This is a genomic window from Hyphomicrobiales bacterium, assembly GCA_016125495.1.
GTDB lineage: Bacteria > Pseudomonadota > Alphaproteobacteria > Rhizobiales > RI-29 > RI-29.
In genome coordinates this window covers 60,006-73,907 of record WGLQ01000003.1, presented here as the reverse complement: position 1 = coordinate 73,907, position 13,902 = coordinate 60,006, and the positions used below count along the sequence as shown (strand labels likewise).

The 13,902-nt window shown below is 68.1% G+C and carries 12 protein-coding genes; 8 read left to right on the top strand and 4 right to left on the bottom strand.

Annotation, left to right across the window (positions count from 1 at the left end; all coding sequences use genetic code 11):
• Positions 1 to 25: 25 nt before the first annotated feature.
• From GC150_02625 to GC150_02615, 3 genes are all read left to right on the top strand, one after another.
• Positions 26 to 1,480 carry a DUF2029 domain-containing protein gene (locus GC150_02625; protein ID MBI1383789.1) on the top strand — a complete coding sequence of 485 codons (1,455 nt, stop codon included), beginning with the start codon at positions 26 to 28 and terminating at the stop codon, positions 1,478 to 1,480.
• A complete protein-coding gene (locus tag GC150_02620; GenBank protein MBI1383788.1) occupies positions 1,467 to 2,183 on the top strand; it encodes a glycosyltransferase in 717 nt (238 codons plus the stop codon). The genes GC150_02625 and GC150_02620 overlap by 14 nt, the downstream gene beginning before the upstream one ends.
• A 440-nt stretch (positions 2,184 to 2,623) precedes the next feature.
• Positions 2,624 to 3,787, top strand: coding sequence for a hypothetical protein (locus tag GC150_02615; GenBank protein ID MBI1383787.1), 1,164 nt, complete (start codon positions 2,624 to 2,626; stop codon positions 3,785 to 3,787).
• 248 nt (positions 3,788 to 4,035) lie between these two features.
• On the opposite strand, the gene GC150_02610 is transcribed toward GC150_02615, so the two are convergent.
• Both GC150_02610 and GC150_02605 read right to left on the bottom strand, forming a co-directional pair.
• Positions 4,036 to 5,712 (bottom strand): cisplatin damage response ATP-dependent DNA ligase, encoded by a 1,677-nt coding sequence (locus GC150_02610; GenBank protein MBI1383786.1) that lies wholly within the window; start codon positions 5,710 to 5,712, stop codon positions 4,036 to 4,038.
• Positions 5,709 to 6,767, bottom strand: a complete 1,059-nt coding sequence (locus tag GC150_02605; protein ID MBI1383785.1) for a ligase-associated DNA damage response exonuclease — start codon at positions 6,765 to 6,767, stop codon at positions 5,709 to 5,711. The genes GC150_02610 and GC150_02605 overlap by 4 nt, the downstream gene beginning before the upstream one ends.
• 486 nt (positions 6,768 to 7,253) lie before the next feature.
• Between GC150_02605 and bcsS the strand changes: the two genes are divergently transcribed.
• Complete coding sequence (gene bcsS / locus GC150_02600) at positions 7,254 to 8,087, top strand: cellulose biosynthesis protein BcsS (protein ID MBI1383784.1); 834 nt, start codon at positions 7,254 to 7,256, stop codon at positions 8,085 to 8,087.
• 42 nt (positions 8,088 to 8,129) lie between these two features.
• On the opposite strand, the gene GC150_02595 is transcribed toward bcsS, so the two are convergent.
• A complete protein-coding gene (locus GC150_02595; GenBank protein MBI1383783.1) occupies positions 8,130 to 9,584 on the bottom strand; it encodes a hypothetical protein in 1,455 nt (484 codons plus the stop codon).
• A gap of 201 nt (positions 9,585 to 9,785) precedes the next feature.
• Between GC150_02595 and GC150_02590 the strand changes: the two genes are divergently transcribed.
• From GC150_02590 to GC150_02580, 3 genes are all read left to right on the top strand, one after another.
• Positions 9,786 to 10,325 carry a hypothetical protein gene (locus GC150_02590; protein MBI1383782.1) on the top strand — a complete coding sequence of 180 codons (540 nt, stop codon included), beginning with the start codon at positions 9,786 to 9,788 and terminating at the stop codon, positions 10,323 to 10,325.
• A gap of 103 nt (positions 10,326 to 10,428) precedes the next feature.
• On the top strand, positions 10,429 to 11,025 hold the full coding sequence (locus tag GC150_02585) for a hypothetical protein (protein ID MBI1383781.1): 597 nt from the start codon (positions 10,429 to 10,431) through the stop codon (positions 11,023 to 11,025).
• A gap of 173 nt (positions 11,026 to 11,198) precedes the next feature.
• On the top strand, positions 11,199 to 12,410 hold the full coding sequence (locus GC150_02580; protein MBI1383780.1) for an NADP-dependent isocitrate dehydrogenase: 1,212 nt from the start codon (positions 11,199 to 11,201) through the stop codon (positions 12,408 to 12,410).
• Positions 12,411 to 12,487: 77 nt separating this feature from the next.
• Here the strand turns inward: GC150_02580 and GC150_02575 are convergent, their stop codons facing one another.
• Complete coding sequence (locus GC150_02575; GenBank protein MBI1383779.1) at positions 12,488 to 13,375, bottom strand: hypothetical protein; 888 nt, start codon at positions 13,373 to 13,375, stop codon at positions 12,488 to 12,490.
• 234 nt (positions 13,376 to 13,609) lie between these two features.
• Between GC150_02575 and GC150_02570 the strand changes: the two genes are divergently transcribed.
• Entirely contained in the window at positions 13,610 to 13,789 is a 180-nt protein-coding gene (locus GC150_02570) for a hypothetical protein (protein MBI1383778.1), read from the top strand.
• Positions 13,790 to 13,902: the final 113 nt, after the last annotated feature.

Below are 13,902 nucleotides of genomic sequence, written 5' to 3'. Positions count from 1 at the left end.
GAAAGGAGAGGAAGGCGCAACCCGGATGGGCCGAACCGTGCTGTTCTGCTGGATCGGATATGGTGCGCTGCTCGTCGCGGCGACCGCGCTATTGCTCGCCCGGGGCCACCTCTTCGGTTACGACCACCTCGTGCTTTCCATGCCGATCCGCCCGATGGTCGGGGTCCTGGTCGCCGTCGGGGCGGGCTATCTGCTGGTCGCACTGACGTTCCCGCGCGTCGTCGGATCGCTCGGGCGCGCCGCTCAGCGCCGCCTGCTCGCTGCCTGCATCGCCTTCGGCCTCCTGCTGCGCCTCGCCCTCTGTTTCACTGAGCCGATCCTCGAGGACGATTATCAGCGCTATCTCTGGGATGGAGCCGCGACGGCGCACGGCCTCAACCCCTATTCGGTCGCCCCCGAGGACGCCGAAGCGCCCGACGCCGGGCCCCTCTGGAACCGCCTCGCCCGGGAGGCTGGCGCCGTCTTCGAGCGCATCAACCATCCCGAGATTCGCACCATCTATCCGGCGGTGACCCAAGCCGCCTTCGCGGTTGCTTATGGTCTCGCTCCGTTTGATCTCCTCGGCTGGCGCGCCCTCCTGCTGCTTGCCGACATCGCCACGTTACTGCTCCTCATCGCTCTCCTTTCGGCCCTCGGCCGCTCCCCACTCTGGGCCGTGCTCTACTGGCTCAACCCGTTGGTTCTGAAGGAGTTGTTCAATTCGGCGCACATGGAAGGCATATTGCTCCCTCTGCTGCTCGGGGCGCTGCTGCTCGCCGTGCGCGGCCGTGAGGTGCTGGCGTCGGGCGTTCTCGCGCTGGCCGTCGGCGTCAAGCTCTGGCCCCTCCTCCTGGCCCCGCTCCTTCTTCGCCCTCTGCTCGCCTCGCCCTTTCGCCTCCTCTCGGCCATCGCCCTCCTCGCCGGGCTTTGCCTGCTCTATGCCGTCCCGGTCCTCCTCGCCGGTCTCGACCAGACCTCGGGCTTCGTTGCCTATGCCGAGCGCTGGCGCACCAACAGCGCGCTGAGCCCGCTCCTCGAGGCCCTGGCCGCTTACATTACCAAGCCCCTCGGGATCGATTGGCTGACACCCGGACGTCTGGCGCGCGGCGTCCTGGCCCTCGGGATGGCCATCGCTGCGCTCGCGGCGGCCCGCCATCCGGTGCGCTCGCCCGCCGATCTCCTCGGCCGCGCGGCCCTTCTGACGCTGGCGATTCTGTTGCTCAGTCCGGCGCAGTTTCCCTGGTACGCGACCTGGGCGATCGTCTTCCTGCCGTTCCTGCCCTTGCTGGGCGTCGCCGCGCTCGCGGTTACCATGCCGCTCTATTATTTCGCGTTCCAGTTCATGGCGCGCGGTGATTTCACATCCCACGGCGAATGGCTGGTCTGGGTGGTTTGGATGCCGATCTGGTGCCTGCTCGCGCTGGAACTCCTGATGCCGGGCTGGCGTGCTGACCCGGCGCTCGACGACCATGACCGAAAGGAGTTCGATGCGCCTCGCTAGGACCGTTGCCGTCATCATCCCGGCCCTCGACGAGGAAAAGGCGATCGCCCGCGTCATTGCGGACATCCCGGCCTGGGTGGATCGCATCGTCGTCGTCGACAATGGCTCGCGCGACCGCACCGGCGACGTTGCGCTCGCGGCCGGGGCCGAGGTCGTCCTCGAGCCGGCGCGTGGCTACGGCAGCGCCTGCCTCAGAGGCATGGCCGAGACCGCGACGGCCGACATCATCGTCTTCATCGACGGCGATCATGCCGATCATGCCGAGGCCATGGCGGACCTCGTCGATCCGATTGCGCGGGGCGATGCCGATTTCGTCATCGGCTCGCGCGCTCTCGGTCGCAGGGAGCCGGGCTCCCTCACGCCCCAGCAGATTTTCGGCAACCGGCTGGCCTGCTGGCTCATGCGGCTCATCTGGGGGGTGCGGCACACCGACCTCGGTCCTTTCCGCGCCATCGCCCGTGGTGCCCTCGACGGGCTGCGGATGGCGGATCGAAATTACGGCTGGACGGTGGAGATGCAGATTCGCGCCGCTGAGCGCGGCCTGCGCACGCTCGAGGTTCCGGTCGACTATCGTGCCCGGATCGGCGTTTCCAAGGTTTCGGGCACCGTCAAGGGCACCGTGCTCGCCGGTTATAAAATCCTCTTCACGATCACCCGTTTTGCGCTCTTCTCGCGTGCCAGACGTCGCGGCTACCACCGCTAGTTGACCGCTCGCGCTGCGGAAAGCGCGGGTACGGTCGCCGGGCCGCCGCATGTCCCGTTGCCGCGTGGATCCCGCGCCGACACGACGACGTGTGTCCGACCGATGGCAGCGCTTCGTCCTTCTCATGAATCTGTTGCGCAGGTTGAATGCTGTTACAGGCGGCCGTGCCATATCGACACCTCGAGTATACCCAAGACGCGAGTGTCGAGACCGGGCGATGAATTCTGTATCGACAACTCGTCAATCCTGGATTGCGCTCGGTTTCGCTTGCACGGCATGGGTTTACGTCACCGGCCCTTCGCCGATCTTGCGAGCCGGCTATGGTATAGATATTCACGGAGTTGCAAGAGATAGCGTGCTTTCGCCATAATGAGTGCGCTAGTATCACTGCGCGTCATGTGGACGCATGTGTTGCGAGCAGTAGGCGTAAGAGGTACCGCGTGACGATCGAGGCCACCCGAATTGTCGAGGGCGCGCCCCTCGGCCATGCGCGGAGCGAGCGGATCACGCGCTTCAGGCCGGCCTACCGGCGCTACATCGCGGCCTTGACCAGTTGCTCCTCACGGGCCGAGGATCTCGCGGAATCCTTCCCTGCCATGCTCTTTGCGCTGGCGACGGGCTATGCGTCGCCGGAAGCGCGCGAACGCTGCTTCATGATGATCGAGGACGGCTCATCGCTGCGCGAGGCGGCCGAGGCGCTGGGCCTGCCCTACTGGCTCCGCCGCCTACCCGCCGCCGCCTTCCAGAACCCGATACCGGAACTGCCCGACAGCGAGGATTTCTTGCGCCGCGTCGGCAATGCCATTCCGCAGGCTCCGATCGAGGCGGGACACTGGCTCGAACGCATCGCCTATGCCTACCAGGCCTGCGACGAGGGCTATGCATGCTGGGTCGGCCGTCAAACGCGATTTCCCTTCCGCCGGCTTTTTCCGGCCCCCTTCACCCTGCTCGCGGCATATGCCTGGTTCAGTGCGCACCGAGAGACCCCCGGGGGATGCTTGATCAAAGTCCCCTTCGACGACCAGATGGGGATCCGCCGCGCCTATGACGAGGCGCGCGCATGGCGCCGCCGTATCGAACTCGCCGTCGCCCTCGGCAATGGCATCACCAGCACTTGGGTGCGCCCGGGCGAGGCGCTCGGCTACAGTTTCGTTCCCCTCGCCAGCCTGGCGGATTTCCTCGCCGAGGCGGACGCCATGGGCAACTGCCTCGACCAGTACGCCGCCCCAGTGCGCTCCGGCAACGTGCGCGTCTTCTCGGTCCGCCGTGACGGACGGCCCGTTGCCAACCTCGAGCTGACGCCGCACGGCGACGACGGGGCGATGCCCCAGATCGAACAACTGCGCGGTCCGAGCAATGCCCGCGTTCCCGCACGCGTCTGGCAGGCTGCCTATGCCTGGCTCGGCTCGCAGGCGATCCTGCCGTTCAAGGCGGAACCCGCCGAAGGCGCCGAAGCGGTTTGGTCGGGCATCTGGCAGCCCTACCTTCAGCACCTGAAGGCGGCGCAGTGCTTGGCGCGCGTGCGCGAACTGGCGGGCGAAACCAAGCCGGGCGCGCGCCAGTCGATCGCGGCCGCGCGGCGGGCGATCCCAGAAGCCTCGTGAGTTCCAGCCGGAATCGCCGTTGCCCCGCGGAGCGGGGTGATCGCGAGGGGGGGGCATAGGTAGGGCCTCCCGAGGAAGCGAAAGGCCGCGCGCATGACGCGCGCGGCCCGTCCAGCCCGGAGAGAAGTCCATCGAGACGGACTTTGCGAGGTGACTTCAGGGGGGAGCCATCCCGCCTCGAAAGAATGCCCCAGCTGTGGCCGGATTGCAACCGCTGAGCACCGTTCGCGGGTTGCCGCTCGGTCGCATCACTCCGTTGCCGGCCCATTCGGTTTGGAGGGCTTCGCACGCGTCCTCCCACGCCGTGCCCCGGTCTCGCCGGCTTGCGCTGTCGTGCCCGTTTCCGCCTCGATCAAGGCTTCCAGCATCTCGATCCGGTCGGCTTCGCTGGCCGGCTTCTCCCACCGCAGCCGATGGATACGGGGAAAGCGCATCGCGATGCCCGACTTGTGCCGTGGTGATCGGTGCACGGCATCGAACGCGACCTCGAGCACGAGTCCCGGAGCGACCGAACGCACCGGTCCGAAGCGCTCGAGCGTGTGTTCGCGGACCCATTTGTCGAGTCGCGCGAGTTCGTCATCAGTGTAGCCGGAATAGGCCTTGCCGACCGGGACCAGCTCGGGCTCGCCATTCGCGCCCTGCCGCCAAGCGCCGAACGTGAAATCCGAATAGAACGAGGAGCGCTTGCCGCTGCCCCGCTGGGCATACATCAGCACGACGTCCGCCGTCAGCGGCGCGCGCTTCAGCTTGTACCACTCGCCCTTGGGACGGCCGGCCAGGTAGGCCCCACCGCGCCGCTTCAGCATCAACCCTTCGATGCCGGCCGCGCGGCTGCCCTTCCAGAGCGACATGAGCGCATCGAGGGTCGGGGCGCCGACGACCTCGGAAAGGTCGATGCCGGGCGTAGCGTGCCGCTCGAACCAGCTCTCGAGTCGCTCGCGGCGTTCCGAGAGCGCCCGCCCGCGCAAGTCCTCCTCGCCCTCGATCAGCATGTCGTAGAGCCGCAGGTGTGCCGGATAGCGCGCGATGAGACGCGCGGTCACGGTCTTGCGGTTGAGCCGCTGCTGCAGGTCGTTGAAAGGCGCCACGACGCCATCGCGCACCACGAGCAGTTCGCCATCGAGCACGACCTCGCCGCGGCAACGCGCGACGACGTCCGGAAAGCTCCGGCCGATCTCGTCGCCGGAGCGAGAATAGAGACGCGTCGTGCCACCTCGCGAAACGAGCTGAACGCGGATACCATCCCACTTCCACTCGATGAGGTAGTGCGCTGGATCGAGGCTCGCGAGTTCACGCTCCTCGATCGGATGCGCCAGCATGAGCGGCCTGAACACGGGCGCATCGGTCACGTCGGGACGCGCGCCGCGCCCCTCGAGCCAATCGAAGAGCGCTCCGTATGGTGCCTCGAGGCAATGCCAGACCTCTTCGATGTCCGTCACGTTCCGCCCGCCGAGTTCGGCGAGCGCCACCTTGGCGAGCCGGGCGGAAACGCCGACCCGGAGCGCTCCCGTCAGCATCTTGAGCAACGCCCATCGCCCTGTCGCATCGAGGCCGTCGAGCCAGCCGGCCAGACTGCGTTCGAGTTCGCTCGTCTCCGCGCGGGCCAGCGCCATGGCCACATCGGTGAGGTTCGGGGCGATGCCTGTCCGCTCCGGCTCCGGCCAGAGCAGAGCCACCGTCTCCGCCGTATCACCGACGTAGTCCCGCGAGAGTGCCACGAGCACCGGATCGACCCGTCCTTCGAGCAGGCTGGCGAGCAGCCGCCGAACCGGCCGCGAGCCGCCGAGACCATCCGTCAGCACGGCGAGTGCCCACCCCCGGTCGGGGTCCGGTGTCGAGGAAAGGTATTCGGTCAGCAGCCGCAGTTTGCCGTTGCGCGACGGCGTATAGACGAGCCGGTCGAGAAGCTCCGCAAAGCGTCTCATGGGTTCGGCTCCGGCGGCACCGGTGCGTTGTCATCGCCGCCGGCGCGCCCGGGAGCACCCCCCTCGCCGTCGCCGTCCTCCTCACCGCGCCCGACGAGTGCCAGCGCCCGTGCCCTGAGCCCCATCAGGCTGGCCTGGTGACAAAGCGCCTCCTCGCGCCCGTGCGTCACCCAGACCTCCTCGGCCTCGCTCTCCGCGATGGTGCGCACCAGTTCCGGCCAGTCCGCGTGATCGGAGATGACCAGCGGCAGTTCGACGCCCCGCTGGCGCGCCCGCCCCCGCACCCGCATCCAGCCCGAGGCGAAACACGTGACCGGGTCCGCGAGCCGGCGCGACCAGCGGTCGGCGAGCGCTCCGGGCGGCGCCAGCACGATCTCGCCGGCGAACGAGGCGCCCGCGGCTTTGGTCACGCCCGCGAGTGGGCCGAGCGCGAGGCCGAACGCCTCGTAGAGTTCGCACATGCGCTCGCTCGCCCCGTGCAGCCAGATCGTGCGATCGTAACCGGCCTCCCGAAGCAGGGCGATCAGTCGTTGGCACTTGCCGAGCCCATAGGCGCCGACGAGGTGGGCGCGGTCGGGATTGGCGGCCAGCGAGCGCAGCAACCGCCCGATTTCGTGCGCGGCGGGTTCATGGCGGAACACCGGAAGCCCGAACGTCGCCTCGGTCACCAGCAGATGACATCGCACCAGCTCGAATGGCGCCGCCGTCGGGTCTGCGTGGCGCTTGTAGTCGCCGGTCACGACCGCCCGCATGCCCCGCCATTCGAGCACCACCTGCGCGCTGCCGAGCACGTGGCCCGCCGGCGCGAGGCGAATATCGACCCCGAGATGCGAGCGCCGTTCCCCGACGCAAAGCGCTTCGAGTTGCCCACCGGCCGCCGGCCCGAGCCGCGCGCGCATGATCGCAACGGTTTCGGGTGTGGCGAGCACGTGGGTGTGGCCCGGCCGAGCGTGGTCGGAATGCCCGTGCGTCACGATCGCTCGCTCGACCGGGCGGTGCGGGTCGATGAAAAAATCGCCGGGCACGCAGTAGAGCCCCGACGACGTTGGCCGCAGCCAGCTTTCGAAGGACGGCGACACGGCAATCTCCGGATGGCGCCGGGTGGCAACTGCCGGCCGGTGCGACTTGTCGGGCGTGCCTTCGTTGTGGCGCGAGACGTGGCCTGCCGCAACGGGACCTGCGCCGGGAGCCCGAAAGTTCGCAATGTCGCGCAGATTATATTCGAGGCGAAGAAACGTCGTTATTGACCTTGCGATATTACCGAGTTCAAATGCTCGCTCGGAGGCAATTGACCATTGCCTTTGCGTTCACGATCGGCCGCTGCGGGGAGCGGTCGGTGCGGTCTGGTCGAGTGAGTAATGGTTTGCGGCGTAACGCATGGGCCGGTTGGCGAGGGGGGACCGTCTCGGCGGTCGCCCGCGCGTGCGTCGATCACCCGATGCCTTCGGTCCGACCATCCCTTCGTTGCATGTTGGTTGGCGGCTGCCACTCTGGTGCTTTCCACCGGTCTTCCAGCATGCGCTGAAGGCGAGCGGCATCCCGTGGTGTCGGATGCGGGACCGGTTGGCGCCGATCCCACTCTCGATATTTCTTCCCTTGTGCGCTCGGAGCCGTTGCCACCGCTTTCCGCCCCCGGAGCCGCTGCGTCACTGCCGCCGGAGGAGGAGGCCGCAACCGAACCCGAGCCCCCTTCGTGGGCCTTCTGGGCGGGCGGCAACATCGACCCGCAGTCCTGGTTCAGCTACAGCGGGCTCACCTGGGCGCCGGCCGGCCCGATACTCGAGGACGGCTGGCGTTTGCGCGCGATGCTCGGCACCGGCGCTTACGAATATGACAGAGAGGTGGTGCGGCCCGGGCCGGGGCCCGGCCGGCCGGCTATCGTCGAGGATGTCGACTTCGAGGGGCGACCGGTCGTCGCCGACCTCTCGGCCGGTTATCGCGCTTCGTCCGGCCCATGGACCGCGAGCGCCTACCTCGGCCTCCAGTGGACGCAGCACCCGATTGCGCCCGCCGATCCCCTCAACGAGGTCTCCGGCAGCCGGTTCGGTGCGCGGCTTGCCCTGGAGACCTGGCGCAATGTCGGTGACGACGGGTGGCTTCAGTTCGACGCGAGCTTCGAGACCGGTTTTTCGGCCTACGCGGCGAGCCTGAGAGGTGGGTGGCGGGTGCTGGACGAGACCTCGGTCGGCCTCGAATTGATCGCGCGCGGCGACCGGGCGAGTGATGGCCTGCTCGCCGGCGTGGTCCTTCGCACCCTCATCGAGGGCCAGGAGGTGAGTGCGTCGCTCGGCGCGTCTCAGGCGGTGTCGTTCGATGCCGGGGCGCTCGGCGAAGCAGGCCTCTACGCGACCATTTCCACCCACACCCGGTTCTGAGCCCGTCGGGCCGTCAGGGTCGCTGTCCGACGCTCTCCCGGCTCAGTCGTCGCCGCCGCGATCGGGCATGGCGCGATGCTCGAGCCTGCCGGCGAGCACGACGTAGGGTGCCTCGACGGCCCCGGTCGCCTCGTCCTCGCTCCGTCCATTGCTCCGTGGTCCCGTCTCATGCGGCCCGGCGGATTCCGCCGCCAGCGATCGCGCTTGCCCGCTGGAAGAGCCTTCAGCGATCCGGACGAGGCACCGGGCCGTCTCGCGCCAATGCGCGGCGCTGGCGTCGTCCGTTGCCGTATGGTCTGGGTCGTCGCCTTGCAAACCACTCGCCTGCACTGGCGCTATCCCGCCCAGCAACTCGCCATCCGTTGGCGGCGGCGGACCCTCCAGCTCCGCGAGCATCTCCTCGAGGCATGCGAGGGCCGCCTGCGCGTCGTCCTCGGCGCCCGGCGCCAGCCACTCGCCCTCGATCGCCGCATCGCCGAGGCGGCCGGCCGCCTCGCGCAGATGCGCGCGCGCCGCCAGGAGTTCCAGATACCGTCGCCGTCCCTTTGCGATGAGGACGTGCGCTGCGGCGCAGTTGAGATGAGCAATGCCGGCAAGGGCACTCGGCCAGTCGTCCTCACCTGCCGTGATCGCGCTCTGCAATCCTGCGATCGCTACGTGCGCGCGGATCGCAGCGCTTGCCTCGCCGTGCGCCGCCTCGCGTGGCTCCGGTTCGGCGAGGTCGGCACGAAGGCGAACCCAGGCCATCAGATAGTCGGGCGCCGACCGCCGATCTTCGGGCAGGCCTTCCGGTGCCGTGGCCATCACGTGATCCGCCAGTTCACGCCAACCACCGGGCCGTCGCCCGGCGGGAGAACCCGGTTTCCGCCCGACGGCGAATTCTGGCCGGAGCAGACCGACCCTATCGATCCACCCGGCAACGATGATCCTGTCACGATGGCCCGCCGCGCGCGCGGTTCGAGCTTCCCGCGAGCCGCGCGGCCGCAACCAGGCCGGCGCCACGACCTTGGGCACTTCGATATCGATGATCCCGCAGCCGAGCAGCCGCCACCAGAGTTCCGCCTCCTCATCGTGCCCGGCTTCCTCGGCCGCCGCGCGAGCGTCGGCCAGTTCCTCAGCGTGGGGGCGAAGGCGCCAACCGCCGGCCGGCCCGTCGCCGTGCAGGAGTTCGAGCATGAGCTGTCGCCGCAGAGCCCTCTCGCCCCGCCCACCGACCGCGTGCAGCCCGACCAGCCGTTGATCATCGAAGGCACCGTCAGCGACCACGATGTTCTCGCCGAGCAATTCGCGCCCGGCGAGCCGCCGCAGCACTTCGAGCGCCCGCCGTCGCACGTCCGGGGTTGCCCTCGCCCCATCCGCTCCGGTCGCCGCGAGTACCAGAACCAACGGCTGACGCGTGGCGATCTGGCCGTCGAGGCCGCGCCTCGCGGCGAGGCCTGCCATCGCCGCGAGGCCGACCAGCAGCGAAATGAACACGATGGCAGCGAGCGACGTCATGTACGTGAACCTGGCGAGATGCAGCGCCACCCAATGGCGCCGTCGGGTCCCCTGTGGCTCCCGGGGCACAGCGGTCGGGTCGCTTGGCCGATGCAACCCACTTGGTCGCGAAGTGCCACAATCGCGACGCGCCGCAGCCCAAGTGCGATGCTCAACAGGTGGCCGACGGGAGTGGAATCGACAACCAGGGTGACAGCGACGATGGCGAGAACGGCACGCAGACGACTGTTTGTCCAGCTTTTTGGCGACTTCTCGGTTCCCGCCACCCTTCTCGCGTGCCTACTTGCAGTGGCCTCGATCGAGACCCGGGATGCAATGGCGGCCAGCCGCTTCACGGTGTCGCAGTCGGAGTTCGCCACCGGTCCAGCGGGGCCGGACGAACCGTTCGGGGCCCCGTGGCAGGGCGGGACGGGTGACCTCCATGGGACGGGTGCGCCGGGAGCCGGGCGTGCGCTCTATCGGCCCGATGCCCTGGTCGAGCGATCGCGGGAGCTTGGGGCCGTGGCACGGCCACGTTCCGAGAACCCGCGTCTCGCGCTCGCGCCGATGCAACCTTCCGTCGGCCGCGTCGGCGTCGCGGTGCCCCGCGCCAATGCGCGCGCCGAGGGTGACCGTCGGCTGGCCCTCGTCCTTGCCGGCGTGATCTTTTCGGCGATGTCGGTCTTCACTTTGGTGTTATGGCGCACGGTTTTCCCCGCCGAAGCGCGCCGTACGGGGGCCCGGAACCGCAGCCGCCCTTGAACGCGCGGCGCGGTCGGCTCATGTGAAGATACGTTTCGGACCGGCATTGCTCTCGGGGCCTCCTGACGATGGGTCAGAACCGCAGGACAAAGGGTGAGGGATGGTGACGATCGCTGATCGATCGGCTGGACACAGGCAGGTTTCGGCGCATCCCTGGTGGGGCGATCGGCGGGACCGTGGCTGGTTCGCCATCGCGTTGCTCGGGCTCGGTGCAGCGCTGGCTGCCGCTGCCGTTCCGAACGGGCGTGCCCTCCTGTCCTCGGGCGGGGTGTCCGCCCCGGTCGTGGCCGTGAGTCCGGTCGCGGCCCGAGGTTTCGGCGAAAGCGACGATTGGACGGGCGACGTCGTGGTGGTCGACCCCGTCGAGGAGCAGCGGCTGGCGATCGTGCGTGCCGCTCTGACCGGTTCGAGGGCCACCGACGAAGCCCACGACGAATCCGCCGCACGTGAACCGTCGGGCCTCCTCGTCCATCCCATGGCCGGAGCCGGCGCGGTTTCGGACCTCGGCGTCGGCGCCCGATCGTCCGACACCGGGCTGGCGCGAGGACACGAGACCCAGGACGGTTGCGACGACAGCCGACTGGCCTTGTCCGAGGCGGCCCTTCTCGCATGTCCGTTCGCGGTCCCGAGGGTTCTCGGCCACGGCGAAGTGGCGCCGTTGCGTGCGCCGGCCGCAATGGAACTGCCGAGGGCACTCTGACCCGGTCACGCCGTAGCATCCGCCGGCCCGGCCCGCGCCATGTCGCGCCCACGGTCGGGCGCGAGCTGCGAACGTTATTCGCCTAACCTACGATTGGCGCCGGCTTGCGGCTCGGCTAGGAGAAGGCCCAATTGCCGGCGGCGCGCCGGCGCCATCATCGCGCGAGGCCCCCGATGCCCAAGATCAAGGTCGCCAACCCCGTCGTCGAACTCGACGGCGACGAGATGACCCGCATCATCTGGCAGTTCATCAAGGACAAGCTGATCCACCCCTACCTCGATGTGAACCTCGAGTACTACGACCTCGGCATCGAGCACCGCGACGCGACCGGCGACCAGGTGACCATCGATGCGGCCAACGCCATCAAGCGTCACGGGGTCGGCGTCAAATGCGCGACCATCACGCCGGACGAGGCCCGCGTCGAGGAATTCGGCTTGAAAAAGATGTGGCGTTCGCCGAACGGGACGATTCGCAACATCCTCGGCGGTGTCATCTTCCGCGAGCCGATCATCATGAAGAACGTGCCGCGCCTCGTGCCCGGCTGGACGGAGCCGATCATCGTCGGGCGCCATGCCTTCGGCGACCAGTATCGGGCGACCGATTTCCGCTTCCCCGGCGCCGGCAAGCTCACCATCAAGTTCGTCGGCGACGACGGCAAGACCATCGAGCACGAGGTCTTCCAGGCGCCGGGCTCGGGCGTCGCCATGGCGATGTACAACCTCGACGACAGCATCCGCGATTTCGCGCGCGCCTCCTTGAATTACGGTCTCTCTCGCGGTTATCCTGTTTATCTCTCCACCAAGAACACCATCCTCAAGGCCTACGACTGTCGCTTCAAGGATCTCTTCCAGGAGATTTACGACGCCGAATTCGCGGGCGAATTCAAGAAAAAGGGCATCCACTACGAGCACCGGCTGATCGACGACATGGTCGCCGCGTCGCTGAAGTGGAGCGGTGGCTACGTCTGGGCCTGCAAGAACTACGACGGCGACGTGCAGTCCGACACGGTCGCCCAGGGTTTCGGCTCGCTCGGGCTCATGACCAGCGTGCTGATGACGCCCGACGGCAAGACGGTCGAGGCCGAGGCGGCGCACGGTACCGTCACGCGCCATTACCGTGAGCACCAGAAGGGCAAGGCGACCTCCACCAACCCGATCGCGTCGATCTTCGCCTGGACGCGCGGCCTCGCCCACAGGGCAAAGCTCGACGGCAACGAGGCGCTGGCCCGCTTTGCCACGACCCTCGAGCGGGTCTGCATCGACACGGTCGAGGCCGGCGACATGACGAAGGACCTCGCGCTCCTCGTCGGCCCGGACCAGAAGTGGCTGACGACGACCGGCTTCCTCGACAAAATCGACACCAACCTGCAGAAGGCGATGGGCTGAGCGGCGGGACCTCTCGGCCACGAACATGAACACGGGCGTGGAGGTCGTTCCCGACCTCCAGCCGGCTTTTCAATCCCTCAAATCGCCATTTCGCGGGCCCAGCTATCCGGCACGCGGCCGAGGCGGTCGGCGATGGCGCTGGCGAGGGGGCGGTATTGCGCGGCGAGATGGGCACGCAGCCCCGCCGGCAGGCTCACCTCCTGCGAGCGATTGTAGCGCCGCCCCAGCTCCGGAAACCATGCGGAAGAAAAAGAAAGACCGATGAAATCGCAGATCCGCTCGAGGGCGGCGAGCCGGTCGGCGTGGATGTCCTCGTAGAACAGCACCGAGACCTGCCCCGGCTCGAAGCAAGCTTCGAGATCGTCGAGCGTTGCCATGTAGTTGCCGAGTTCGGCAAACCGACCCGATGCGAGAAGGATTTCGAGCGCCTCGGGGCTCTGGCGGGTCGCATCGAGCCCGCTGGCACGGCAGTGGTGGAGCGCCTGCGACCAGGCTCGCGCTACCGGATTGCGCAGGATGAAGAGCACGCGCACACCCGGCGCGAGGCGGCGCAGGTGCGAGAAACCATCCCTGCCGATGATCGCGTATTCGGGCGTCGCCTCGCCCGCGAAGCGCTTGCCGCCGCGTTCGGCGAAGAGCCCGCGATACCAGTCGTCGTCGATCGGGTTGGCCATGTAGCGGCGATACCAACCCCAGTGGCCCATGTGCTGGCTGATGCGGTGAGGCTGGGTCCAGAGCCGCTGATGGTATTTGCGGTAGCGCGAGCGCCGCTTCTTGTCCGAGAGATGCTTGGTGATGCCAGCCAGATGATCGAAGTAGTGGATTTCCTTGACCGGTGTCACGAACAGCTCGGGGTGGCTCGCCAGCACGCGCGCCAGCCAAGTCGTGCCCGCCTTCTGGGCGCCGACGCAGACGAAGAGGTCGTCGATGGTGGGCGCCCTGCCCGCTTCGTGCGCTCTGGTCACGTCTCTTCACTCGGCTCGTTCCAAGGCCTCTCGGCGCCCCGCCGGTCGCAGCCATACCCGGACGCCGCGTCCGCACCAACCGTCGCCATCACTGCAGCACCGATGCCGCGCCCGCTGTTGCCTCGCAACGACATCCGCGCGTCCTCTCCACAGCCATCGCGGCGATGCCCTCTCGCGCCGCCTGACGATGCTCTACACATATGGGACGATTCAGCCATCCAACGGAGGTCCGCCATGCGCCTCAATCCGCCGACCGTTTTCGTCTTCCTCATCTCGCTGGTCCTGGTTGGCCTCGCGGTCGTCAGTCACCTCGGCCTGATCCAGGTGCCGTTCAAGTTCCCGAACCAGAACCTGTGGCTCGCCGTTTCGGGCTACATCATCCTGATGATCGGCAATCTCGTTCGCGGGCTCTGAACGAGCCGACCGAGATGATATGGACGGGCATCGGGCGACTGGCGGTGCGCCGGGCGCTCGATGGCCGGCCCGAGGACCTGAGGGCGGGCGCGTTGCCACCCACGATCACGCCC